The organism is Winogradskyella sp., from assembly GCF_028282165.1.
GTDB lineage: Bacteria > Bacteroidota > Bacteroidia > Flavobacteriales > Flavobacteriaceae > Winogradskyella.
Window position 1 is genome coordinate 61803 of the sequence record NZ_JANQIM010000012.1, and the last position, 25005, is coordinate 86807.

General features: G+C 31.9%; 25 protein-coding genes. All 25 read left to right on the plus strand.

Features of this window, described 5'->3' with window-relative positions:
- The first annotated feature begins 2 nt into the window (after positions 1–2).
- The 25 genes from Q0972_RS05920 (at position 3) to Q0972_RS06040 (ending at position 24879) form a co-directional block, all read left to right on the plus strand.
- Entirely contained in the window at positions 3–1070 is a 1068-nt protein-coding gene (locus Q0972_RS05920) for a GDP-L-fucose synthase (protein WP_299363734.1), read from the plus strand.
- Complete coding sequence (gene cysQ / locus Q0972_RS05925; protein ID WP_299363735.1) at positions 1048–1851, plus strand: 3'(2'),5'-bisphosphate nucleotidase CysQ; 804 nt, start codon at positions 1048–1050, stop codon at positions 1849–1851. Before Q0972_RS05920 ends, cysQ begins: the two co-directional genes overlap by 23 nt.
- A gap of 10 nt (positions 1852–1861) precedes the next feature.
- The gene (locus Q0972_RS05930; RefSeq protein ID WP_299363736.1) at positions 1862–2317 is read left to right on the plus strand and encodes a DUF2061 domain-containing protein; all 456 of its coding nucleotides are present in this window, start codon (positions 1862–1864) and stop codon (positions 2315–2317) included.
- A gap of 1 nt (position 2318) precedes the next feature.
- Complete coding sequence (cysC, locus tag Q0972_RS05935; protein WP_299363737.1) at positions 2319–2921, plus strand: adenylyl-sulfate kinase; 603 nt, start codon at positions 2319–2321, stop codon at positions 2919–2921.
- Positions 2914–3819: a sulfate adenylyltransferase subunit CysD gene (cysD, locus tag Q0972_RS05940; RefSeq protein ID WP_299363739.1), complete on the plus strand. Its 906-nt coding sequence runs from the start codon at positions 2914–2916 to the stop codon at positions 3817–3819. The genes cysC and cysD overlap by 8 nt, the downstream gene beginning before the upstream one ends.
- A 15-nt stretch (positions 3820–3834) precedes the next feature.
- Positions 3835–5091: a GTP-binding protein gene (locus tag Q0972_RS05945; RefSeq protein WP_299363741.1), complete on the plus strand. Its 1257-nt coding sequence runs from the start codon at positions 3835–3837 to the stop codon at positions 5089–5091.
- Positions 5092–5177: 86 nt separating this feature from the next.
- Positions 5178–6305: a non-hydrolyzing UDP-N-acetylglucosamine 2-epimerase gene (gene wecB / locus Q0972_RS05950; protein WP_299363743.1), complete on the plus strand. Its 1128-nt coding sequence runs from the start codon at positions 5178–5180 to the stop codon at positions 6303–6305.
- A 2-nt stretch (positions 6306–6307) separates the two neighbouring features.
- On the plus strand, positions 6308–7528 hold the full coding sequence (wecC, locus tag Q0972_RS05955; protein ID WP_299363744.1) for a UDP-N-acetyl-D-mannosamine dehydrogenase: 1221 nt from the start codon (positions 6308–6310) through the stop codon (positions 7526–7528).
- On the plus strand, positions 7525–8694 hold the full coding sequence (locus Q0972_RS05960; protein WP_299363746.1) for a hypothetical protein: 1170 nt from the start codon (positions 7525–7527) through the stop codon (positions 8692–8694). Before wecC ends, Q0972_RS05960 begins: the two co-directional genes overlap by 4 nt.
- Positions 8695–8870: 176 nt before the next feature.
- Positions 8871–9923 carry a hypothetical protein gene (locus tag Q0972_RS05965; RefSeq protein ID WP_299363749.1) on the plus strand — a complete coding sequence of 351 codons (1053 nt, stop codon included), beginning with the start codon at positions 8871–8873 and terminating at the stop codon, positions 9921–9923.
- 191 nt (positions 9924–10114) lie between these two features.
- Positions 10115–10891 carry a glucose-1-phosphate cytidylyltransferase gene (rfbF, locus tag Q0972_RS05970; RefSeq protein WP_299363751.1) on the plus strand — a complete coding sequence of 259 codons (777 nt, stop codon included), beginning with the start codon at positions 10115–10117 and terminating at the stop codon, positions 10889–10891.
- A complete protein-coding gene (gene rfbG / locus Q0972_RS05975) occupies positions 10882–11964 on the plus strand; it encodes a CDP-glucose 4,6-dehydratase (RefSeq protein ID WP_299363754.1) in 1083 nt (360 codons plus the stop codon). The genes rfbF and rfbG overlap by 10 nt, the downstream gene beginning before the upstream one ends.
- Positions 11955–12836 (plus strand): NAD(P)-dependent oxidoreductase, encoded by an 882-nt coding sequence (locus Q0972_RS05980; RefSeq protein ID WP_299363756.1) that lies wholly within the window; start codon positions 11955–11957, stop codon positions 12834–12836. The genes rfbG and Q0972_RS05980 overlap by 10 nt, the downstream gene beginning before the upstream one ends.
- Positions 12833–13948: a glycosyltransferase family 4 protein gene (locus Q0972_RS05985; RefSeq protein ID WP_299363759.1), complete on the plus strand. Its 1116-nt coding sequence runs from the start codon at positions 12833–12835 to the stop codon at positions 13946–13948. Before Q0972_RS05980 ends, Q0972_RS05985 begins: the two co-directional genes overlap by 4 nt.
- On the plus strand, positions 13942–14370 hold the full coding sequence (locus tag Q0972_RS05990; protein ID WP_299363762.1) for a DapH/DapD/GlmU-related protein: 429 nt from the start codon (positions 13942–13944) through the stop codon (positions 14368–14370). The genes Q0972_RS05985 and Q0972_RS05990 overlap by 7 nt, the downstream gene beginning before the upstream one ends.
- Complete coding sequence (locus Q0972_RS05995) at positions 14363–15286, plus strand: hypothetical protein (protein ID WP_299363764.1); 924 nt, start codon at positions 14363–14365, stop codon at positions 15284–15286. Before Q0972_RS05990 ends, Q0972_RS05995 begins: the two co-directional genes overlap by 8 nt.
- Positions 15283–16482 carry an O-antigen ligase family protein gene (locus Q0972_RS06000; RefSeq protein ID WP_299363767.1) on the plus strand — a complete coding sequence of 400 codons (1200 nt, stop codon included), beginning with the start codon at positions 15283–15285 and terminating at the stop codon, positions 16480–16482. The genes Q0972_RS05995 and Q0972_RS06000 overlap by 4 nt, the downstream gene beginning before the upstream one ends.
- Entirely contained in the window at positions 16479–17819 is a 1341-nt protein-coding gene (locus Q0972_RS06005) for a hypothetical protein (protein ID WP_299363769.1), read from the plus strand. Before Q0972_RS06000 ends, Q0972_RS06005 begins: the two co-directional genes overlap by 4 nt.
- An 84-nt stretch (positions 17820–17903) precedes the next feature.
- Entirely contained in the window at positions 17904–18866 is a 963-nt protein-coding gene (locus Q0972_RS06010) for an SGNH/GDSL hydrolase family protein (RefSeq protein ID WP_299363771.1), read from the plus strand.
- Between the two features lie 14 nt (positions 18867–18880).
- Complete coding sequence (locus Q0972_RS06015; protein WP_299363774.1) at positions 18881–20011, plus strand: hypothetical protein; 1131 nt, start codon at positions 18881–18883, stop codon at positions 20009–20011.
- On the plus strand, positions 20001–20993 hold the full coding sequence (locus Q0972_RS06020; RefSeq protein ID WP_299363777.1) for a hypothetical protein: 993 nt from the start codon (positions 20001–20003) through the stop codon (positions 20991–20993). Before Q0972_RS06015 ends, Q0972_RS06020 begins: the two co-directional genes overlap by 11 nt.
- The gene (locus tag Q0972_RS06025) at positions 20965–21675 is read left to right on the plus strand and encodes a formyltransferase family protein (protein ID WP_299363779.1); all 711 of its coding nucleotides are present in this window, start codon (positions 20965–20967) and stop codon (positions 21673–21675) included. Before Q0972_RS06020 ends, Q0972_RS06025 begins: the two co-directional genes overlap by 29 nt.
- Complete coding sequence (locus tag Q0972_RS06030; RefSeq protein ID WP_299363781.1) at positions 21672–22652, plus strand: polysaccharide deacetylase family protein; 981 nt, start codon at positions 21672–21674, stop codon at positions 22650–22652. Before Q0972_RS06025 ends, Q0972_RS06030 begins: the two co-directional genes overlap by 4 nt.
- Complete coding sequence (locus Q0972_RS06035) at positions 22652–23392, plus strand: WecB/TagA/CpsF family glycosyltransferase (RefSeq protein WP_299363784.1); 741 nt, start codon at positions 22652–22654, stop codon at positions 23390–23392. Before Q0972_RS06030 ends, Q0972_RS06035 begins: the two co-directional genes overlap by 1 nt.
- A gap of 188 nt (positions 23393–23580) precedes the next feature.
- Positions 23581–24879, plus strand: a complete 1299-nt coding sequence (locus tag Q0972_RS06040) for a UDP-glucose/GDP-mannose dehydrogenase family protein (protein ID WP_299363787.1) — start codon at positions 23581–23583, stop codon at positions 24877–24879.
- The last annotated feature ends 126 nt before the right edge of the window (positions 24880–25005 follow it).

The window sequence follows — 25005 nt, forward strand, 5'->3', positions numbered from 1 at the left end:
AAATGCATAAAGACTCAAAAATATATGTTGCTGGTCATAGAGGTTTAGTTGGAAGTGCCATACTTGAAAACCTTCACCAAAAAGGATACAAAAATACCATAACCAAAACCCACAAAGCACTAGATCTCACCGATCAAAATGCAACCAGAGCCTTCTTCGAAAAAGAAAAGCCAGATTATGTTTTTTTAGCTGCTGCTAAAGTTGGAGGCATTGTGGCTAACAATGTTTACAGAGCAGATTTTATTCATCAAAATTTGATGATTCAAAATAATGTGATTCATCAAAGCCATCTCAATGGTGTTAAAAAGCTTTTATTTTTAGGGAGTACATGTATTTACCCTAAAAATTGTCCTCAACCAATGAAAGAGGATTATTTGCTTACCGACATATTGGAGTATACCAATGAACCCTATGCCATAGCCAAAATTGCAGGTATAAAAATGTGCGAGAGTTATAATCTACAATACGGCACAAATTTTATTTCGGTAATGCCTACTAACCTATATGGCCCCAATGATAATTTTGATCTAAAAAAATCGCATGTGCTGCCCGCTTTAATAAGGAAAATTCATTTAGCCAAACTGCTGAACGAAAAAACTTTTGAAGCTGTTTTAAAAGATACTAACCATGCAACGATCGAAGAGGCCAGAAGTTATCTTTTAGAGTTTGGCGTCACCGAAAACAGTGTAGAAATTTGGGGCTCAGGAAAGCCTAGGCGTGAATTTTTGTGGTCAAAAGATATGGCCGATGCTTGCGTTTTTATAATGGAAAATAGGGACTTTAAAGACACTTATAACGATTTTATTGGTAAAGTAAACGATAATAATAGCGAAATACGAAATACTCACATTAATATTGGTACCGGACAGGACATTTCTATCTCAGAATTGGCTAATCTAATTAAGAAAATAATAGGGTTTGAAGGGGATTTAGTTTATAATTTAGACAAACCGGATGGCACTTTAAGAAAATTAACAGATGTTTCTAAGCTCAATGCTTTGGGATGGAAGCATACTATGAGCTTAGAAAATGGAATAAAAGAAATGTATGACTGGTATAGAACAAAATAAAGCGTTAAGGGTCGCCATTGAGGCCTCATTAAGAGCAGGTGAAGCCATAATGCAAGTTTATAATACGGAATTTGACGTAGAACTTAAAGACGACAAATCTCCATTAACAATCGCAGATAAAAGGGCAAACGAGATTATAAACACATTTTTAAAGCCAACAGATATCCCTATTATAAGCGAAGAAAATAAGCAAATAGACTACAGTGTAAGAAGATCTTGGAGTACCTGTTGGATTGTAGATCCAGTTGATGGAACTAAGGAATTTATTAAACGAAATGGAGAATTTACGGTTAATATAGCTTTAGTTGATAATGGCAAACCTAGACTTGGGGTTATATATGTGCCAGCTAATAAGGTGCTTTACTTTGGTGATGTAGCAAATAAGAAAGCGTTTAAAGCACAATTATTAGAGCATAATACATCATATGAAAGTGTTTTAAAAAAGGTTGAACCACTTACCCCAAAAAGTAAGAGCGACAAAGTAGAAGTGGTAGGAAGTAGATCCCATATGAATGATGAGACTCTAGCTTTTATACATAACCTTGAGAAGCAGGGTAAAGACGTTTCAATAGTCTCTAGGGGAAGCTCTTTAAAATTTTGTTTAGTAGCAGAGGGAAATGCTGATATTTACCCAAGATTTGCCCCAACTATGGAATGGGATACAGCTGCAGGTCAGGCCATATGCAATGCCGTAGGTGTAGAGGTTATCTCAAAAGAAACTGAACAACCGCTCTCGTATAACAAAGAGAATCTATTGAACTCTTGGTTCGTAGTTTCTTAGAACTAAAAATATGCCTACTTATAGAAAAGAATCACATATAAGGAGTATTCTTAAAGGGATTTCTTGGCGTATTGTTGCTACGGCAGATACTATAGCCGTAGTTTTATTTGTCACTTGTCTTAATGGAAACTGTAGTTTAGAAAGCGCTATCAAAATAGGCGCTCTAGAATTTATTATCAAGTTTCTTGTCTACTACTTACACGAACGTGTATGGCAAAATATCTTACAGAACAAAACAGTAGATAAAAAACAGACACTCCATAAAACCATATCCTGGAGAATCATAGCGACAACCATGACTTTTCTCATTTCTGGTACGATCCTCGAAACTTTTGACGAGATAGCGATGTTTATTGCCCTAACAGAATTATTTACGAAATTTGTGCTGTATTATTTACATGAGAGACTATGGCTAAAACTTCCACTAGGAAAAGTGAGGCAATTTTTTCTTGGTAAAAAAACCTAATATGGCAAAGCATGTTATCCCCCATAGTTATCAAGTTTCAAAAAAAGACAGAATAACTGCCAATAATCACAATTCATTTCTTTTATGGTTTACGGGTTTATCCGGCTCCGGAAAATCTACAATAGCAAATGTTGTAGAACAACAGCTTCATAAAATGGATATAAAAACCTACACATTAGATGGCGATAATATTAGAAAAGGAATAAATAATGATCTTTCATTTTCTCCCGAAGATAGAACTGAAAACATTAGACGTATTGCTGAGGTGTCTAATCTCATGATTGATGCGGGATTGGTAGTTTTGGCCGCATTTGTTTCACCCTATAAAAAAGATAGGGATAACATTAGAACTATCGTTAAAGATGTTAACTTTGTTGAGATTTATGTTAATACTAGCTTAGAAGAATGTGAGCGAAGAGATGTTAAGGGTTTATACAAAAAGGCAAGAGCTGGCGAAATTAAGAATATGACTGGGATATCTGCGCCTTATGAAGCTCCTAAAAACCCACACATAGAAATAAAAACCGAGACAGAATCTGTTGAAGATGCTGTCGCCAGAATAATTGACTATATAACACCAAAACTTAAACTCAACAATGAGTAGATATTATTTAAATTATTTAGACGAGTTAGAAAGTGAAGCCATATATGTCTTACGCGAAGTATGGGCACAGTTTGATAATCCAGTGATATTGTTTTCTGGTGGAAAGGACTCCATTTTGGTAACACATCTAGCGAAAAAAGCTTTTGCTCCAGCTAAAATTCCATTTCCATTAATGCACGTAGATACTGGTCATAATTTTCCTGAAACGATCAAGTTTAGAGACGATATTATCAAAGAACTTGGTGTTCAGCTTATTGTTGGATCTGTTCAAGAATCCATAGATCAAGGCCGAGTAGCAGAAGAAAAAGGCAAAAATGCCACGCGTAATGCGCTTCAAATTACAACCCTACTCGATGCTATTGAAGCCAATAAAATTGACTGTGCTATCGGTGGTGGTAGACGCGATGAAGAAAAAGCCAGAGCAAAAGAGCGTTTCTTTTCACATAGAGATGATTTTGGGCAATGGGATCCTAAAAACCAAAGACCTGAGCTTTGGAATATCTTCAACGGGAAACATTTTGAAGGCGAACACTTTAGAGCTTTTCCAATAAGTAACTGGACAGAAATGGATGTTTGGAATTATATCCAACGCGAAAATATCGCTATTCCATCACTATATTTTGCTCATGAAAGAGAAGTAGTTTGGAGACAGAATAGCTGGATTCCTAATTCTGAGTTTTTGATTTTAGAAGACCATGAAGAGATTGTTACTAAAAAAGTACGCTTTAGAACTTTAGGAGATATTACAATTACAGGAGGTATAGAATCGGACGCAGATACATTAGAGAAAATCGCCAACGAAGTTTCAGGTATGCGCCAAACGGAACGTGGAAATAGAAGTGACGATAAGCGATCCGAATCCGCTATGGAAGACAGAAAAAGACAAGGATACTTTTAAAGAAATTGAAATATAATGATAGATAAAAATCAATTATTAAGATTTACCACAGCTGGAAGTGTTGATGACGGTAAAAGTACATTAATAGGTCGTTTGTTGTACGATTCTAAATCCATTTTTGAAGATCAACTTCAAGCCATCGAAAATACGAGTAAAAAGAAAGGGCATGATGGTGTTGATTTAGCACTTTTTACTGATGGCTTAAGAGATGAAAGAGAGCAAGGCATTACAATCGATGTTGCCTACAGGTATTTTACAACGCCCAAGCGTAAATTTATAATAGCAGATACACCTGGCCATATTCAGTATACCAGAAATATGGTAACTGGTGCTTCAACAGCTAATGCAGCAATTATCTTAGTCGATGCAAGACACGGCGTTATTGAGCAAACAAAGCGCCATTCTTTTATAGCTTCTTTACTTCAAATACCACATGTCATTGTTTGTATTAACAAAATGGATTTGGTGGATTTTTCTGAGGAGGCTTATAATAATGTTATTGATCAGTTTGAAGAGTTTTCATCTAAAATGTTAGTCAAGGATGTTCGTTTTATTCCTATAAGTGCATTATTAGGTGACAACGTTGTTAATAGATCAGAAAACATGGAGTGGTATCAGGGGGCACCATTACTACATACATTAGAGACCATGCACATTAGTAGTGACATAAATAAAGTAGACGCAAGGTTTCCCGTGCAAACGGTTATTAGACCCCAAAGTGATGACAAAAATAGAGACTATAGAGGCTATGCTGGTCGTGTTGAAGGTGGAATATTTAGACCAGGCGACGAAGTTACCGTAATGCCATCAGGTTTTACTAGCAAGATAAAAACTATTGATGATTTTTCTGGAGAACTCAAGGAGGCTTTCGCACCTATGTCTGTGTCAATTACACTTGAAGATGACATAGATATTAGCAGAGGTGATATGATCGTAAGATCTAACAATAAACCAAAAGCAACACAAGATATTGAAGTGATGCTGTGTTGGTTAAACAATAATCCATCGCGTCCTAGAGCTAAGTATAGCATAAGGCATACGAGTAATGATCAAAAGGCAATGATAAAGGAGATTATCTACAAGATCGACATAGAAACTTTAGGAAGAGATACCGAGGATAAAACACTTCATATGAATGATATTTCTAAAGTAAAAATAAGAACCACTAAGCCATTAATGATTGACGAATACAGGGAAAATAGGACTACAGGTAGTATAATTTTAATTGATGATACTACCAATGAAACTGTAGCGGCAGGAATGATTGTATAACCGATTGAATTTTTTATTATTTATAGAGTGTTTTACTTTAGTAATACAAATGCTTTACTATCCTTTTAGAAGACGACTTTACTTAAATGAAAAAGAAAAATCTAATTATATTTGGAACGAGGCCAGAAGCTATTAAAATGGCACCTCTGGTGAAAAAATTTCTTCAATATCCGAATAAGTTTGAAACCAAGGTTTGTATTACTGCTCAGCATAGAGAAATGTTAGATCAAGTCCTTGATTTTTTTAAGATTAAAGTAGATTATGATTTGGATTTAATGAGAGCAGATCAGAACCTTTACGTTTTAACTTCGGATATAGTTACTAATTTAAAACCTGTCCTAGAGGATTTTGAACCAGATTTTGTTTATGTGCATGGAGACACAACAACAACTATGGCGGCAAGTATAGCTGGATTTTATTCTGGTGCGAAAGTGTGTCATGTCGAAGCCGGACTTAGAACCTTTAATAAACGTTCGCCATTTCCAGAAGAAGTAAATAGAAATATTGCTAGTTGTGTGTCGGATTACCATTTTGCTCCAACTAAGACATCGAGAGATAATCTGTTAAATGAAAATATCAAAGAATCAAATGTTTTAGTTACCGGAAATACTGTAATTGATGCATTGAAGTATAGTATAGATATTGTAAATTCTGATAAGTTTCTGGACCAAGAGATTGAATTGTTAAAAAAAACAATTAATGTTGGCAAGCGTTTAGTTTTAGTAACAGGACATAGAAGGGAAAATCATGGACAAGGTTTTATAAATATATGCTCTGCCCTTAAGGAAATTGCGCAAACAAACAAAGATATTCAAATTATTTATCCGGTACATCTAAACCCAAGAGTTCAAGAACCAGTTTATAATTTATTAGGGAGTGTTGAAAATATACACCTTATAAAACCATTATCCTATCCTGCGTTTGTTTGGTTAATGAATAAGTCTTATTTAATTCTAACCGATAGTGGAGGGGTTCAGGAAGAAGCTCCTAGTCTGGGTAAACCCGTGCTAGTGATGAGAGATACTACCGAAAGACCAGAAGCCCTACAAGTTGGAACGGTACTTTTAGTGGGTACTGATAAAAGTAAGATTATAAAAGAGACAAATAGGCTTTTAAATAGCAAAAGCAATTATGATACGATGAGCAAATTACACAATCCATATGGTGATGGTAAGGCGAGTGAGCGCATTGTAGATTATATTTTGAATATATAATTATGAATAGACCAGAAGTTGTAATGGTTGGTTTAGGCTACATTGGCCTGCCTACAGCTGCTTTAATTGCAAAAAAAGGAACATATGTTCATGGTGTGGATATTAATCCAAAGGTTGTAGATATTATTAACAACGGTGAAATACATATTGTTGAACCAGACCTAGAGCAAGCTGTAGAGACCGCTGTAAAAGAGGGTTATTTAAGGGCATCAACCTCTCCTGTTGAAGCTAATGTTTACCTTATTGTGGTGCCTACCCCTTTTAAAGATAAGAATGAACCGGACATTTCGTTTGTGGAAGCAGCGACAAGAGCGTTAATCCCTTTATTGAAAGAAGGTGATTTATATATTATAGAGTCTACTTCGCCAATTGGAACAACAGAGAAAATGATGGATATGATTTTTGCAGAGCGTCCGGAATTAAAAGACAAACTCTATTTAGCATATTGTCCAGAGCGTGTGTTACCAGGAAATGTTATGTATGAACTTATCCATAATGATAGAGTTATAGGAGGAGTAAATGAAGCCTCTACTCAAAAGGCAGTTGACTTTTATAAAAAATTTATAAAAGGAGATTTGCATAAGACAAATGCAAGAACAGCTGAGATGTGCAAACTGGTAGAAAACTCTTCTAGGGATGTACAAATAGCCTTCGCCAATGAATTATCGTTAATTTGCGATAAAGCCAATATAAATGTTTGGGAACTCATAGCACTTGCAAACAAACACCCTCGTGTAAATATACTTCAACCTGGCTGTGGTGTTGGAGGCCATTGTATAGCAGTAGATCCGTATTTTATTGTTTCAGATTATCCAATGGAATCCCAAATTATAGGAAAAGCAAGAGAAATTAATAACTACAAATCGTTTTGGTGTGCCGAAAAAATACAAAGTGCTAAGCTGGAATTTGAATTACAACATGGGAGAAAGCCAAGGATTGCACTAATGGGGCTAGCATTCAAACCTAATATTGATGATTTGAGAGAATCTCCAGCTAAATATATAGCACAGAAAGTTCTACAAAACACCAATGATGAGGAGTACTATATAGTAGAACCTAATATAGCTAATCACAAAGTATTTAAATTAACTCCTTATCAGGAAGCTTCTGACAAAGCAGATATCATTGTATTTTTGGTAGCTCATGATGAATTTTCAGAAATTGAACCCAAACCTAACCAAATAGTATTAGATTTTTGTGGAGTCAGAAAAGAAGAGTTTTGAAAAAATATTTTTTTTATGGTAGCTCAATACTGTTTAGTAGAGGCTTAGAGTATATAGTTCTTTTTATAGCACCTCTTTATCTTTCGAAAGAGAATTACGGTAGTCTTGAATTCTATAAAAAATTAATTGAACTTGGTGCTGCTATACTCACATTTGGCTTACCAACATTAATATTGAGCTATCCTAAAAGTAAGGACAGTAAAGTTTATTTCACTTTTATTGCTTTATTATTTATTTCTTTATTGGCAGTAATTTCCGCTCCTTTTCTTGCTGTGTTCTCTTATTTGTTTTTATTAGTACCCATATATTTTCATTCCATTTTTTTTAACAACGGTATTTTTGCTCCTTTTATTTTAACTTATAAGGGCAGTAACTTCGCCTCAGTTTATAAGGGGTTAATTTCCTTGGTGTTTTATGCTGTTGTGTTAATAGGTATTTTTTATTCCAAGGATCCAGATATGGCATTTGTATATGTGGGCTATATATTATCGCCAATATTGCTTTGCTATACTCTATTTTATATCTATAAAAAAAATATAGTTTTAAACAAGCTAAAAAGATACTGGAGGCTTTTTAGACAGCTTATTATTGGTTCATTAACAATTGTTATAAGTAATTTTGCTAATATGATGTTTTTGTATACTGATATATTAATAATAAAAATACTCTCAGATAATGCAGCTATTGAAATAGCTGATTATAGTTTTTCACTTAATATAGCTAATGCATTAATGCTTATTCCGCTTACCTTAGTCCAAGTTGATATAGAAAAACTTAAGGCAAATCTAAATTATGTAGTACTACTTAGAAAAAAAATCTTATTTCTGGTGGCCGCCTCAGCGGTATTGTTAGTTTTACTATTTTTATTTTTGACCCACTTTTATGTTAAGAACTATAGCTCAGTATTATATATATTCCTTATTATATTAGGTGCTAAAATATTTCAATCTATTTCTGTATCATATGGCGCAATAATTATAATAGAAAAGTTGTTTTCTCAGAACTTATTTATTAACATATCTGCATTGGTTATCAATATTATTTTAACCTATTTTCTATATGATCAATTGGGGCTCATAGGCGTGGCTCTTTCTAGTATAATAAGTTTAATAATTCGGTTTGTACTATTGGTAAGAATAAATAGAAAGGTTAGTCTAAAACAATGAAACTATCTTTAAGAGACATAAACAATTTTATTATACTCTTACCTGTCATTGTAGTTTTTTTAGGTGAAATAATATCCTATATCTATCCATCTTTATCTTCCTTAATAAAAGTTTTCACATGTTTCATTTTACTGTTTCCGATCTGGTTGAGAATAAGAATTCCAAACAAGTTTCTTTTGTTTCTTCTAATTTATGGACTTTTTTTTATCATTGCTTTCAGCAGGTCATATAATTACAGGGCTGCTTTAGAAGATGGCATAAGATATTTTTTCCCTGTAGCGGTAATTTTATACGGGTATTATAATAAACACAAGCTCAACCTTTTTGTAGGGTTTATCATAGTTTTTGCATTAATAAATTTTGTAGTACAATTTAAAAACTACTACCACTACTATATAGACCCAGAAAGACAATGGTTTTACTCAAGATTTTTCGTTGAGAGCGAAAATAGAATGATTTACTGGCCTCCAGTAATTTTTGGTCTTCTTAGAGCTACTGGCTTAGTTGTTTTTTTTGGGGCTTTTGGTATTTTAAATTTTGTAGCCTTTTGGTTGACACATTATTATTATCATGGCAAGTATAGAAAGCTGTGCCTTACTATTTTTACTATCGGTGTATTTATGAGTACATCTTTTAAAACGATAGGATTTTTTTTATTAACCCTAGCAATAAAATACTATAACAAACTGAAGTATTTCTTAATAGTACCCGTTTTATTAGCACTGATTTATTTATTGATGGGAAGCAGCATGCGAAATGATTTGGAAAAATCCATAGAAATAAGACTAAAGCTTTATGTCATTGAAGGAAATTCTGCAAGATCAGAATCTTATAGGGTTATGGCTAAAGAATTTAAAGATTTCAATTTAATAGGTAAGGGAATTGGAGTTTTTGGAGGACCTGCTTCAACAAAATATAAATCTCCATATTACGATGAAGTTAATTTTAATTGGTATGATACAACGTATATAGCTACGACCGACACATATTACCCTCATTTATTTGTAGAAATGGGTATTCTTGGCGGCTTGTCGTATCTCTCACTTATTTTATCTCCTGTTTTTTTACGAATAATAAAAAAAAGAAAACTTAAGATTCTTGCTCTAGTTTATGGGATGTTATTCTTCGACGCGTTGTTTACATTTTCAATTAATAATTTGGTGATGCTGACAATGACATTATTGTTTGTTTATCCAATAATATATGATAAAAAAGAGGAACATCATTGATGATTTAATATCAATAATATTACGAATACTAATAATTTTGATTTTGATTTTTTATTGAATGATGTAGCTCTATTCCTCCTTTAAGTTATATTTTTGTACAATACCTTTGGGAGCGTTTTTAAGCTTCACATACGGTTTAAATAGGGTTTTAACTAATTCAATTTGTAAACTACTATAAAAAATCAATAAATATGAAAGCAGTCTTACTAGCTGGGGGATTTGGCACTAGATTAAGTGAAGAAACACAAAATATACCTAAGCCGATGGTTCCAATAGGAGGAAAACCTATATTATGGCATATAATGAAAATTTATTCTACATATGGGATTAATGATTTTGTAATTTTACTTGGTTATAAGGGATACGTCATTAAAGAATATTTTGCAAACTATTTTCTACACCAAAGTGATGTAACAATAGACCTTAAAGATAACAATATTGAAATATTAAATAATTCTGCAGAGCCATGGAAAATTACAATGATAGACACAGGGCTTAATACAATGACTGGTGGTAGAATAAAAAGAATTGAAAAGCTTATAAACGGTGAACGTTTTATGTTAACCTATGGTGATGGTGTTGCTGACATCAATATTGATGAACTATTAAAAACACATATAAACCACGGCAAAGCTGTTACAATGACAGCGGTTCAACCAGAAGGAAGGTTTGGCTCTATAAAATTTATTGGCGATCAGAAAATATCTTCTTTTGAAGAAAAACCAAAAGGAGACGGTACTTGGATTAATGGCGGTTTTTTTGTTTGTGAATCCAAGGTTTTCGATTATCTAGCAGAAGGTGACAAAACTATATTTGAAAGGGCTCCATTAGAACATCTAGCCAAGGATGGTGAGTTGTATTCGTATAAACATTATGGTTTTTGGAAACCTATGGATACTTTAAGGGATAATAAAGTGTTAAATGAATTGTGGGAAACTGGTAATGCCAAATGGAAGATATGGAATTAGAATCACTATATGGCGGTATATATAAAAACCGAACATGCCTAGTTACTGGACATACAGGATTTAAAGGCTCTTGGTTAGTGTATTGGCTTCAAAAAATGGGAGCAAAGGTTATTGGCTACTCTCTTGAACCATTAACAGAACCTAATCATTATAGTCTTCTAGACATAAATTACACCTCTGTAATCGGAGACATTACAGATAATGAAAAGTTAACAGATACATTCAACAAATACCAACCCGAAATTGTATTTCACCTAGCAGCACAGGCATTGGTTAGATATTCTTATCACAATCCTGTTGAAACATTTACTACCAATGTATTGGGTACAGTGAATATTCTTGAAGCTTCAAAAAAAACAAACTCAGTAAAGGCAATAGTGAATATTACCAGTGATAAATGCTATGACAATAAGGAATGGATATGGGGATACAGGGAAAGTGATGCAATGGGAGGGTACGATCCATATAGTGCCTCTAAGGGCTGTGCAGAATTGGTAACCTCTTCTTATCAAAAATCATTTTTTAATGAAAATGAAAAATTACTTGCCAGTGCTAGAGCAGGAAATGTTATAGGTGGGGGTGATTGGTCAGAAGATAGATTAATACCAGATATTGTAAAATCTACCGAGAACAAGGTTAAAGTAGAAATTAGAAACCCTTTGGCCACTAGACCTTGGCAACATGTTTTAGAACCCTTAAGTGGTTATTTAATGCTGGGCTGGAAATTGTTGTTGGGAGAAAAGCAATATGCTGAAGGTTGGAATTTTGGTCCTAAATTAGAAAGCAATTTAGAAGTTAAAACAGTAGTTGATGAAACACAAAAGCACTGGGATAAGATTGATTATCTTACTAATAAAGATAAAAGTAATCATCATGAAGCCAACTTGTTAATGCTTGACTGTTCTAAAGCAAATAAAATACTAAAATGGAATCCTATCTGGGATTTTAATACCACCATAGAAAAAACAATTTTGTGGTATAGAAGCTATTTAGAAAAAGGGAAAATAAAGACAGAAGATGATTTAATTAGCTATATAAAAAGGGCAAAAGACAAGAAGGCGGTTTGGACATAAATTATTTAAAGGATAAAAAAATAGTTGTAACAGGAGGTGCGGGGTTTTTAGGAAAAGCACTGATAGAAAAACTTAGCACATATGGCGCAGACGTTTTTTCATTTGATATTATACCCAATAAAGATGTTTTAAATTCAATACTGGTTGACATAACAGATGAAAAGAACTTACAATTAGAGATTAATAGAATTCATCCTGATTTTGTTTTTCACTTGGCTGCAAAAATTGATAGAACAAGAGACTTCTCTAAATCTAAAGAAATATTTAAAATTAATTTTGATGGAACGGTTAATCTCTTAAATTCTTTAAGGGGTATAGCATATACTAATTTTATCTTTGCGAGTACTAGTGAAATCTATGGCTTAAACACTAATAAACCATTCAAGGAAACTGACGAATTACTTGCAGCATCTCCTTATTCATTATCAAAAATAAATGCAGAGAATGCTATAAAAACATTTTCAAAAATTTATAAAAAGAACTATACCATTTTACGCTTATTTAACTTTTATAGTCAAGGAATGCCTAGTGGATTTTTCATTTCTGATTTAGTTGAAAAACTAGAAAAAAACGAGAATTTTGATATGACGTTAGGTGAACAAAAAAGAGACTTTTTAAAGACAGAAAGCATTGTTGAGGCATTGATTTTATCTACAAAAAAAGAGGCTTTGGGAGAAACCTATAATGTATGTAGCGGAAATGGCTTTAAAATTAAAGACTTAGCCGAAAAATTCAAGCATGATTTAAATAGTCTTTCTGAAATAAATTTTGGGGCATTACCTTATCGAAAAAATGAAATATGGGAAATGATAGGCGACAATTCAAAAATCAAAAGAGAATTAGATTGGATACCAAAAGAATTATTTGAATGACAGATAAAACTCCAAAACCAAAAATAATTTTAGGACCTTTTAAAAAAGATAATACAGGTTCTATATCGCTTTTGAATACTGTTTTTAAGAACAATTTGAGCAATGAATATGAGATTGTTTCTTTTTACACTAATAGGGAAAAAGGCAAAACAAGTTTAGCTAAACTTAATTTAACTAATATTAGATATTTTATTAAGCAAAAAATTAACTTAGTAAAATTAGTCAGAGCGCATAAGCCAGATATTTTTCATTTTTCTCTCCACTCATATTGGAGTATGGAAAAAAGTTTAGTAATGATTACAATAGCTAAATTTTTTGGAGCAAAAAAAGCGATCTCTCATTTACATGGAGGGTCATTTGAAGAGTTTTGGATTGAAATGAATCCAATAAGAAGATGGTTTGCTAAACAATTATTTAAAAATGTAGATCAAATAATTGTTGCAAGTACGTATTGGAAAAGTTTTTTTGAAAAAAATCATTTTCCAAATGAAATACGGATTGTAAATAACCCTATAAATGAATCTTTTGTAGAAGGAATTAAAAAGATAAAAGAAGTAAACAGAAATAATAGCTGTTTGTTTGTAGGTAGCTTAGGGAAGAGAAAAGGAACTTATGATTTATTAAAGGTAGCAGAAGTTAACAAGGATTTCTCCCTTATACTTATAGGAAATAGCGAACAAATTGGCGATATTGAAAAAATATCAGAGATTATTAAGCAAAAGAATCTAAACAACATAAAATTGATAAAGTCAGATAGATTAGAATTAGATGAAAAAGTAAAATATTTTTCAGAGTCTGGCTGCTTTTTATTTCCTTCATATACAGAAAACTTTCCGTTAGTGATTATTGAAGCAGCAGCAGCAGGAATGCCTATCATATCAACAAGAGTTGGGGCTTTACCAGAATTTTTTACTCATAACGAAAACATAATCTTTGTTGAACCGGGAAATATTAATCAAATTAATTCTGCTATACAGCAATTTGCTAATGATAAATCAAAAACCAAAGAGTTAGGTCTTGAGGCAAACAAAGTATATGAAGAAAAACTCGCATTACCACTAATTATTAATCAATTGCACAAAGCTTATAAATCTGCCCTCAATCAATGTTGAATGCTTATAAATTTTATCGCCTTTCTCATGTACTATATCAGAAAAAAATTCCGATACTACCTAGTATTCTGAAGTTGTTCATTTTTTTAATATATAATTCTAGCATTCCTTTTCAAGCAAAAATTGGAAAAGGTTCTCATTTCGCATATGGAGGAATAGGTGTAGTAGTTCACAAAAATTCTGTAATCGGTAAAAATTGTCAAATAGGATCTAATGTTACTATTGGAGGAAGGTCAGGACATCAAAAAGTACCAATAATTGGTGATAATGTGTATTTAGCTACTGGGAGTAAAATTCTAGGACCAATAGAAATTGGCAACAATGTAACGGTTGGAGCAAATGCAGTAGTAATTAGCAATGTTCCAGATAATGCTGTTGTAGGAGGAGTCCCTGCAAAAATCATTAAATATATAAATGAATAACCTCCCATCTAATAAGGTGATTTTTATTACTGTAGTGTCTATATTAATATATCTAGTTATAGATTTTCAAATTAAAGGACGCAAGGCTTTTTTTCAGTTAAATTACGATTGGAGCTCTTTGAAAGTACTAGAAAAGTATAAGGATGTCGAAATGGACTCTGTCTCATATGATTTTTTATCCTTAAAAACTAATAGCAAAATAAGTACTAAAAGTATGAGTATATATGATACTTTTTCTTTAAACAACAAGTATTATTTTAGATCCAGTAGTATAACAAATACTAAAAATATAATAGAATTTAGAGGACTTTATTGGATAAACATAAGGCCAAAAATTGATGAGCATATTTATGAGTTTTCAATAGTTGATTTAGGATTAAAACAACAAGGTTCTAATTCTGTTTGTATGATTGGAGACTCTCAGTTAACATGGTTAGACTTAAAATACATTAGAAAAGATATAAACCATAAACTCAAGCATGTAAATTTTGTTGGGAATTATTCAGATGTGTTTGGTTATAAATATAATGTTAAACTATTAAATAATAGTGATTTAATATTTCGGGAGATAGATAATATTCCCAAATCTGACACTTATATTTTTTTTATAGGCGCTCATGAAAAAAATGTCAAGAATTCTAGCAAAAACATCAACGGTATATTAAATAAACTACTCTCCTACGAATCAAAGGTTATCTTAGTATCACCTCCAGCTTATTTGCAACCAGATTTAGAAGTAATCGAGAAAGAGTTAAAATCTATTTATTCAAGGTTTAAGTCTAATAGTAACGTCTTAATTATTGATTTAGATAAACAATTGGCTAACCAAGCAAACGTATTTATGGAAGATGGAATACATTTGAATAAATTAGGCAGAGAAATTCTTACGGCTAACCTAATAGAGTCCTTAAAATGAGTAAAAAAATAACTGATACGTTCTTTTATTGGTCTCTCCTTTTTTTGGTAGTTACTCTACCAATGCCAAAGTACAGTTTAAACTCATTAGGATTAATCTTGTTTACTGTTTCTTGGATTTTTTATTGCAGATGGAATTATAAATACAAGAACTTTAAAGAAAACCTCATCCCCTTTTTACTACTTTCCTCTCCTTTTTTTTTAAGTATTATTAATGGTATTTTCATTAATAGCTTTGATTATAAGCTTATAGAAAAGAATATTCCTTTTTTATTGTTGCCATTAACCATACTCACTACAGTTAGAGATATTAAAATTTTTGAGTATCTGTTAAGGATTTTTAGTTTTAGTGTTTTACTGGCCCTTGCTATTGCTTTAATTAAAGCTATTTTTTTTAAAGTATATAACCTTGGAAGTTATTTTTATTATACTGAGTTTTCTAAAGTATTAGACATACATACAACATATATTGCATTATTTATTATAATAGCTATTTTCTATTTTCTGAATGACATTTTTAAAAAACAGATTAATAAAAAATGGGTAAATATTGTATCCCTGGCTTTTTTAATGTTTTCGCTTTACATCGTCAGCTCTAGGATAAGCATAGTGGTTTTAGCTTTGTCATCTTTACTGTTTTTAATATTTGACCTATCGCAAATAACCTCAGTAAAACAAAAAATTATTGTTTTTTCAGTAATTATATTACTATCATTTAGCTTTATTGTATCGCCTAATTTTCAAAAAAGAAACGCATCTAGTTTAAGCACGTCTATTAATATACCTGATTTAAGTACTAGATTAATTCACTGGAAAGCTGTAATGCAATCAATAAAAGAAGGGAACTTAATAATGGGAGATGGAAGAAATAAGGGTCTTGAAAAACTTTATTATGAGTATAAAGCTATTGGTTTTGAGTCGGGCTATAGATACAAATATAATGCTCACAACCAGTACTTAGAGCATACTATATATTATGGGTTATTTGGATTGTTATTTTTAATCACAACTTTAGTTTATTTATTATTTGTTGCTATAAAATCGAAAAAAACCATATCAATAATAATAGTATTAACATTTATAATTTTTATGATTACAGAGTCTATTTTAGTGAGGCAAAGGGGTATTTTTTTATTTTGTTTACTGGCAAGCTTAATATGCTCTACAAACACAGTTAAGTTAAAAAAGTATAAATGAAAACTATTGTAAAGATTGTAAGAACACTGAATTCACAATTAGATAGGTATCCTATTATTGCATATTTGATATTTAAAATTCTTCCTTCAAATAGAATGCTATTTGGAAAAATGTATAGAGATTACCGAGATAGGATAAATTTCAATGCGAAACCAAATCTAAAGATGCTGTTTGACATAGTTAATTTTTCTATTGAAAAAGTTCCTTTCTACAAAAAAAGTTATACCAAACTTAGTTATGGAGATCTTAATGAATTCGAAAATAAAATAGGGTTTTTAAATAGAGATGATCTATTTTCAAAAAATGAAAGCTTATTGAGCAGTGATTTTCAAAAAGATAAATATGAAATAGTAACTACAGGAGGAACATCGGGTAAACCCGCAAAATTCTATTTAAAAAAAGACAGGTATAAAAAAGAATATGCTTTTTTCCATAAGGTTTGGGCAACCAAGGGTTACAATGACCAAATTAGGGGAGTTATTAGAAATGAAAGGCTAGATAAAAACATCAACTATAAAATTAGCCCCATAACAAGAGAAATAATATTTGATGCTTTTAGAAATACTGAAGAGTATTGTAAGGTTATATACAAAACACTAGTAGAGTATAAAGTTTATTATTTGCAATGCTATCCTTCATCAGCCTTTTTCTTTGCAACTATTGCCCAAAAGCAAAATTTGGATTTAAGTTTTCTAAAAGGTGTTTTTTTGAGTTCTGAAAACTATTTATATCATCAAAAAGTTTTATTTCAAAAGCTCAAACTACCTGTTGTTTCAGTATATGGACATAGTGAAAAATTGGCATTAGCTGTTGACTTTCATGGAGATGGAAAATATAAAGTAATTAATGATTATGGATATCTAGAGCTAATAGATAAAGATGGCGACGTGATAAAAGAGGTTGATGTAATAGGAGAAATAGTAACAACGACACTAGATAACTATGGGCAACCATTGTTAAGGTATAGAACAGGAGACTATTCTTCTTATTATAAATATGAAGAAGATAAAGCATCTATATTAAACAATATTGAAGGGCGTTGGGAAGAGATGAAAATTTATAATAATGATAATACATATGTTACTCCAACCGCTCTAAACCTACACAATGATTTATATATACATATAGAAGGACTTCAGTATTACCAGAGAGCTAAAGGCCACTTAGAAGTTAGAATTATACCCCATCAAAGTTATAATGATATCGTAGAAAACAGGCTTATTAATCATTACAAAAGCAGATTACACCATTCAAGTACTGTAGAAATAAAAATAGTAAATAAATTAAGCAGAAATGCAAATGGGAAATTCTTACTTCTTATATCCGAAATAAAATAGCATTATAAAGATTTTAGTACTTTAACGCCCAGAATAGCGTCAAATTCTAATTAAAAACCGAAACATTTACCAAATAATTAGTTAATGAAAACAATAGTATACCAAATAATTTTTTTTAGCCTACTGCTTTGTATATTGGGCTGCCATTCGCAAGAGGTTGGACAAAAGGATGATTTTGATTTTGATAATGAAAAAGAGATAGCAACTTTAGGAGTATTTCAGATAGATGAAATTTCTGAATCAAGCATAGTATTTAATCCTAGTGAGGGAGATTTAACGGATAAAGTACTATATGATGGCAAGACAAACGAGTTTAATTTTAACGGCACGTACAAGCTTATTGATACTAAAGATGATAAGGCCTATTATTTTAAATTTGGTTGGCAGAGATTTGATTCTAAAACAGAATTTATCCATGGCAATTGGTTAACGGATATTCCGAACCAATCAGGTACTTATACTATAAAAGCAGTTAAGATACCATTTAATCAACGTGGTAAAATAAGGCTTTGTACAGTCGGAGATAGTCAAACATGGTGGGGTAATGGTAGATTTTTAAGAAAATTAATAAACAAGCAAAAAGAGAATTTTATCTTCGTTGGTTCTAACCAAGATGTATTCGGATATTATCATGAAGGAGAAGGGGGTAACCATACAAAGGATGTGGTAAATCGGATAGATGACATACCTGTTGCAGATATTTATACTTTGCTTTTAGGCACTAATGATTTTAAAGAAAATGTAGAAAAATCTTTAGAAAACCTAGGTATTATTGTACAGAAGCTAAAAGAAAAGAATGACAAAGCAATCGTATACTACATTACGCCATTACCAACAACAGATAAAAAAAGAGACAATTTTAATAACCGATTAAAGACGATGTTTTTGGAAAAGCACCAAAATGAAATAGAATTAATAGATATTGGTACATATTTTCGTAAAATGGATAATTGGAAACAGTTTTTCCCTGACGGACTGCATTTAAGCAAAAAAGGATATGATTTGATGGCTAACTATCTAGCAACCGAAATAAAGACTATAGACTAAACGGATTTAGTTTTATGACAGAAACCAAAATAAATGAATTTTTATCTGCTTTTGAAAATAAAACCTTTGAGGGTTATTCTGTTTATGATGCATTTAATTCTCCTTTTTTAAAAGAAATTGGTAAACTGGAAATTAAATTGATTAATGTAATAATTACCCAGCTTTTTAAGCGCACCCCATTTAATATTAGAGGACTTTTTGGAGTTAAAAAATCAATCAACCCCAAAGCTCTTGGATTAATACTCAAAGCTAATTTGATTTTGTTAAAACCTCAAGATGAGTTGAGGTCTTTATATGAGTTAATTCTTTCAAAAAGGAGTAATGAATTAGATAACTTAAGCTGGGGTTATAATTGGGATTATTACACACTCCGGGGTGGCACTTTCCCAAAAGATTTCCCTAATGCAATCGTAACCTATTTTATTGGTGATGCTCTATTAGATTATTATAAAATATATCCCTCTGCAGAACTTAAGAAAAACTTACTTTCAATTAGAAAGTATTTTTTAGAAGATATTAATCGGACTGAGCGCGGAAATGGCATTTGTTTTAGTTATTCCTCAGTTGACCACAAGGAAATATATAATGCATCTGCATTGATATCTCGGTATTTATTCCGAATGAGTGAGATTTTCGGTACTAATGACAAAGAAATTTTAATAAAAAGCACAAACTATCTTAAAAACGCACAAAATGCTGATGGAAGCTGGTATTATGGATATGCATCAAATCAAAAGTGGGTGGATTCTTTTCACACACAATATATTCTTGAGTATTTTGAGTGTTTAAGCGAGGGTTTTATTCATGAAATGGATCTAAAAGATTTAATTGACAAGGGGAGAACATATTATTTAACCGAGTTCTACTATGACAACGTTTGCAATTATTATGCAAAAAGAAAGTACCCAATAAATATCCATTCTATCGCCAATAGGGTGATTTACCTTATTCACAATAAACAAACAAATCAGGCAACAGAGATAGTTGACTGGACTTTTAATAATTTATATAATTTTAAAAATCATTGTTTTTATTTTGAAAAAAACAAATATTATGTAAACAAGAATGTTTATCATAGATGGAATCAAAGTTGGATGTATTTAGCACTGAGTTTATATAAAAGTAATGTTGTCAATGAAGTTTAAGAGTTTTTTTTTAGATGAGTTGACCCTAAAATACAATGAATATATAAAGTTCAAAGGCAACACGGACGATCAACACGAACTATTAACAATAAACACTTTAAAAAAGTATTTAAGGCCCGATGGCTTGATCAAGGAAATTGATGTTTTTGGCTACAAACCAAAAGAAAGATATTTAAAATCTACAGGATACTATTATTCCAATGCGATAAATTATCCTTTTGGATGTGAATTTAAACCTATAACAAAAACCGAGGATTTATATAATTCAGAAACTGTAAATGTATATTTTAATGCTACGGTTTACTTGCGCTCTTTAGGGAGTCACCACAAGCTTAGCCAGGAAGAAGCAAAAAAACACTTTAGATTTCTGCCTGAAACTGTAAAAATGAGTGCTCATAAGAAGCTTATCGCTTTAATTACTAAGTTCCAACTGGGTTTGATAGATGAAACGCATGTCATTAATTTTATTCTTTCCCAATTTAAGCTTGACTTAGAAGACTTTATCCCTCAAAATGCTTTTGATGATAATAAATTAACTGGCTCTTCACATGAATTTGGATATTGGCTCAATTATCTAATTGATTTTTTAGAAATATCTCAAAATCAAAATTTCAAAAATAAAATTGAAGACTATTTTGAAAAGATTCATAAGATTTTTGTGAGGAGGAAAATGTTTTATCATGACGTTGTGGGCAAGAACAAAAAGTGTATAAATGTATCTGGTGTAATTTTAATTAGTAAGGCATTTTTGAGATATTCTATTTTAGAAAGAGATTTTAGATACGCTAATGCAGCTTTATTTCTGATAGATTTAGTAAAACACTTACAATTAAGGACAAATGGATTTATTCAAAACACTTTACCAATTTACAGAGGAAATTCAAAAATGAAGTTCCCTTCATGGGCTCTCAATTATTTTTTGGAAACGTTAATTTTAAAAAAACTGGCACTCAATGAGTTTAAGAGTAGCATTGCTGACTAATTATCCTTTGATAGACAATGTAGAGTGGAAACGGAATTTTGCGACTAAAATTAAGGACGCTGGTTTTTATATAGATGTTCATTATGGCAAAAAAGATCTAAAATCTCTTTTTTTTAGCTATTTAAGGAAGCGAAAGTATTCTTATGGGGTGGTAAAAAAAACCAAAGCTAATTCCATTAAGAACAGGAATTTTTTCAAGAAAAGAGGAATTAAAGTAACATCCTATAACAGCTTAAATTCAACTAAAGCTATTACAGCTATCAAAAAGGGCAACTATGACATTATTATAACTGCACTAGATCAAATTTTGACAAAGAATTTTATTAAAACGGTTAATACAAGCATAATAAATGTGCATTATGGTGCACTTCCCAGCATAAAAGGTACTAGCGCTTTGGAATGGACATATTTTAAGCATAAAAGATGTGAACTCACATTGCACTATATCGATTCTGGTATAGATACTGGCTTAATAATTTCACGAAAAGAAATTGCCATAGACGGGCCGGTATTATTTACAACCCTAAGAAGTGAAGTTCAAAACCACATTCCTAAAATTTTGTACGATTTTTTGATTAAAGTTAAGAATGATGAAAATTTGATTACGTCGCCGAACGATCGAGGTTATTTATATACCTTTATGCACCCAGATATGATAAGAATTCTTGAAAATCAAAAATGAACATATATATAACACTTGATTATGAATTGTTTTTCGGAAAATCGGGAACGGTTGATAAGTCCATTATTGAGCCTACAAAAAAGTTAATGGAGATTTTAGAAAAGCATAATGCCAAAGCGGTTTTTTTTGTGGATGTAGGTTATTTGATTAGATCGAAGACTTTGCAGTCGAAACACCCTAACTTAAAAATTAGTTCAGATAAAGTAATAGAACAAATTAAACATTTAGCTCGTAATGGGCACGACATTCAGCTACATATTCATTCGCACTGGGAGGATGCTGACTATCTAAATGATAGATGGGTTTTTCCAATGGAACACTATAGGCTTCATAGCTTTTCTGATGAAGAACGTGTTCATATCGTAAAGAAGTACAAAAACTATCTTGAGGAAATTTCTGGCACCACAGTATGCGGGTTTAGAGCAGGTGGTTGGTGTATTCAACCTTTTGATATGTTAAAATCAGCTTTTCTTGAGGCAGAGATTAAGTTCGATAGCACTGTTTTCAAAGGTGGAAAAAATATCCATGGTGCTCACTATTACGATTTTAAGGATGCCCCTAATTCTACCGTTTGGAAGTTCAGCGATAATCCATGTGTAATAGATGACAAAGGCTTGTTTACCGAGTACCCTATAGCCAGTTATAAGGTTTCTCCTTTTTTCTTTTGGAGGCTTATTTTCTTCAAAAAGTTTGGAGGATCTAAGCACAATCAAATGGGTGATGGTTATGCTGTGAAAAATGGATTATCACAAAAATTGAGATTACTTTTCAGAAGTAGCCATACGGTAGTATCTATCGATGGGTTCAAAGCCAGTTTTTTAGAAAAAGCGTTCCTAAAGCATAAGAAAAGATATAAATCTGGAAACTTTGTAATTATTGGTCATCCCAAAGCCTTTTCTAAATATTCTCTGAATAAACTAGATGATTTTTTAAGTAGAAAAAAAGATGAAATAATTGTGAAAACCTTTAGTACTTAATGAACAACCGAATAAAGATCCTAAATACTGTAATTGACAATTACTCTATGTCTGAGACTATGGAATTGATTAGCGGAACCATTAAAAAAAAAGAGCAAATACATCATGTTGTGGTTAACGCAGGTAAGATGGTTTCAATGCAGAGTGACAAAGAGTTAAGAGAAAGTGTAAACAATAGTGATTTAATCAATGCAGATGGTCAAGCAGTGGTATGGGCTTCAAGGTTTTTGGGTAAACCTTTAAAAGAACGTGTAGCTGGTATCGATTTAATGGAAAACCTTGTTAGGTTGGCACACCATAAAGGGTATAGAATATTTTTCCTAGGAGCCAAAGAAGAGGTCGTTAAATCGGTTACTGAGAAATACGCAAACATGTACTCCAAGAATATAATTGCCGGATATAGAAATGGTTATTTTACCAAAGAGGAAGAGCCTCTTATTGCTCAGCAAATCTCTGAAAGCAATGCAAATATATTATTTGTGGCTATAAGCTCACCTAAGAAAGAACTCTTTCTCTATAACAATAAAGCATTGTTAGAAAGGTTAAACTTCATTATGGGTGTAGGTGGTAGTTTTGATGTTGTTTCTGGCAAAGTAAAGCGGGCACCAATTTGGATGCAGAAAGCAGGATTAGAATGGTTTTACAGATTTATACAAGAACCTAAAAGAATGTGGAAACGTTATTTGATAGGGAATACAAAGTTTATTTATTTAGTTCTTAAAGAAAAGTTTAAAAGATAGATTAACCAATATACAGGTTATAACAAAAATGTTGATAAATTAGCCGACAAAATTAATCATATTATGAGCTCGTAAAAGAAGAAGAATAAGACGTCCGAAAACGCTCTAAAGTTATTTTACAAAAAATACGATATAATAAGCATAAATAATTTAGAAAACAGTTAAAAAAACAATTTAAAGGCACAATAATGAAAATTTCAGTAATAGGTACAGGTTATGTTGGTTTAGTTACAGGCACATGTTTAGCAGAGACAGGTAATGAGGTTCTTTGCGTTGATATAGATGAGCAAAAAGTAGAGAAAATGAAATCTGGGGTTGTACCAATTTATGAACCCCACTTAGATGTTTTATTCGAAAGAAATATAAAAGCGCAAAGGCTAAGCTTTACAACCTCTTTGGATGAAGGTCTTGAATTTGCCGACATCATTTTTTTAGCCTTACCAACACCAGAAGATGAAGATGGCTCCGCAGATTTAAAATATATCTTAGGAGTTGCAGAAAACATCGGTAAGAAGATTAAAAGCTATAAAGTAATTATTGATAAAAGTACTGTACCAGTCGGCACTTCTGATAAGGTAAAAGAAACCATTTCAAAACATACCGATATTGAATTTGATGTGGTCTCTAACCCAGAATTTTTAAGAGAAGGCTTTGCAGTAGATGATTTCTTAAAACCAGAGCGTATTGTAATTGGCTCAAGTTCTGAAAGAGCAACAGAAATTATGAGAAAGCTATACAAACCTTTCGTAAGATCCGGAAATCCCATAATTATTATGGACGAGCGATCTGCAGAGCTCACAAAATATGCTGCAAATTCCTTTTTAGCCACCAAGATTACATTTATGAACGAAATTGCAAACTTTTGTGAGAAAGTGGGAGCAGATGTCGACAAAGTGAGAATAGGTATGGGTACAGACTCTAGAATTGGTAAACGATTTCTATTTCCGGGGATTGGCTATGGAGGCTCTTGTTTTCCAAAAGATGTAAAGGCTTTGCACAAATCAGGAAAAGATCATGGTTACGATTTTAAAATCTTAGATTCTGTAATCAATGTCAATCAAAAGCAAAAAACCATTTTGGTGCCTAGAATAATGGATCATTTTAATCAAGATTTAGAAGGGAAAAAGATAGCGATCTGGGGATTAGCGTTTAAGCCAGAAACGGACGATATTAGAGAAGCACCATCTCTTTATGTTATTGATGAATTATTGAAAGAAGGAGCAGATATTTCAGCATTCGATCCAGAAGCCATGCCAAATGTTAAGCGTAAGCTTGGGGATAAAATCAGTTTTTCCAAAACAATGTACGACGCATTAGAAGATGCAGAGGCCTTAGTGATATGTACAGAGTGGAGTATTTTTAGAACACCTAACTTTAAAAAAGTAAAAGAACTTATGAAGGCTCACGTTGTATTTGATGGGCGAAACCTATATGATTTGGAAGATATGGCAAGTGAAGGTTTTGAATATAGTTCTATAGGAAGATAAAAGATCATACACTTTAATCTCTACTAAAGTTTAAACATTTGATAAAATAAGTTTTTATAAGTACTTTTTTAGGTTATATTTATTCTAGGTAATTATTTTTGCCCCTCAGTAAACATTCTCCAAATT

Bases quoted from the DNA above. Each gene is read 5' to 3' on its own strand.
- Q0972_RS06015 (WP_299363774.1), top strand. From the start codon at position 18,881: ATGACAGAAACCAAAATAAATGAATTTTTATCTGCTTTTGAAAATAAA.
- Q0972_RS06040 (WP_299363787.1), top strand. From the start codon at position 23,581: ATGAAAATTTCAGTAATAGGTACAGGTTATGTTGGTTTAGTTACAGGC.
- Q0972_RS05930 (WP_299363736.1), top strand. From the start codon at position 1,862: ATGCCTACTTATAGAAAAGAATCACATATAAGGAGTATTCTTAAAGGG.
- Q0972_RS06025 (WP_299363779.1), top strand. From the start codon at position 20,965: ATGAGTTTAAGAGTAGCATTGCTGACTAATTATCCTTTGATAGACAAT.
- Q0972_RS06020 (WP_299363777.1), top strand. From the start codon at position 20,001: ATGAAGTTTAAGAGTTTTTTTTTAGATGAGTTGACCCTAAAATACAAT.
- cysC (WP_299363737.1), top strand. From the start codon at position 2,319: ATGGCAAAGCATGTTATCCCCCATAGTTATCAAGTTTCAAAAAAAGAC.
- rfbF (WP_299363751.1), top strand. From the start codon at position 10,115: ATGAAAGCAGTCTTACTAGCTGGGGGATTTGGCACTAGATTAAGTGAA.
- Q0972_RS05945 (WP_299363741.1), top strand. From the start codon at position 3,835: ATGATAGATAAAAATCAATTATTAAGATTTACCACAGCTGGAAGTGTT.
- cysD (WP_299363739.1), top strand. From the start codon at position 2,914: ATGAGTAGATATTATTTAAATTATTTAGACGAGTTAGAAAGTGAAGCC.
- Q0972_RS06010 (WP_299363771.1), top strand. From the start codon at position 17,904: ATGAAAACAATAGTATACCAAATAATTTTTTTTAGCCTACTGCTTTGT.
- Q0972_RS06030 (WP_299363781.1), top strand. From the start codon at position 21,672: ATGAACATATATATAACACTTGATTATGAATTGTTTTTCGGAAAATCG.
- Q0972_RS05985 (WP_299363759.1), top strand. From the start codon at position 12,833: ATGACAGATAAAACTCCAAAACCAAAAATAATTTTAGGACCTTTTAAA.
- Q0972_RS06000 (WP_299363767.1), top strand. From the start codon at position 15,283: ATGAGTAAAAAAATAACTGATACGTTCTTTTATTGGTCTCTCCTTTTT.
- wecB (WP_299363743.1), top strand. From the start codon at position 5,178: ATGAAAAAGAAAAATCTAATTATATTTGGAACGAGGCCAGAAGCTATT.
- Q0972_RS06035 (WP_299363784.1), top strand. From the start codon at position 22,652: ATGAACAACCGAATAAAGATCCTAAATACTGTAATTGACAATTACTCT.
- Q0972_RS06005 (WP_299363769.1), top strand. From the start codon at position 16,479: ATGAAAACTATTGTAAAGATTGTAAGAACACTGAATTCACAATTAGAT.
- wecC (WP_299363744.1), top strand. From the start codon at position 6,308: ATGAATAGACCAGAAGTTGTAATGGTTGGTTTAGGCTACATTGGCCTG.
- Q0972_RS05990 (WP_299363762.1), top strand. From the start codon at position 13,942: ATGTTGAATGCTTATAAATTTTATCGCCTTTCTCATGTACTATATCAG.
- Q0972_RS05995 (WP_299363764.1), top strand. From the start codon at position 14,363: ATGAATAACCTCCCATCTAATAAGGTGATTTTTATTACTGTAGTGTCT.
- rfbG (WP_299363754.1), top strand. From the start codon at position 10,882: ATGGAATTAGAATCACTATATGGCGGTATATATAAAAACCGAACATGC.
- cysQ (WP_299363735.1), top strand. From the start codon at position 1,048: ATGACTGGTATAGAACAAAATAAAGCGTTAAGGGTCGCCATTGAGGCC.
- Q0972_RS05920 (WP_299363734.1), top strand. From the start codon at position 3: ATGCATAAAGACTCAAAAATATATGTTGCTGGTCATAGAGGTTTAGTT.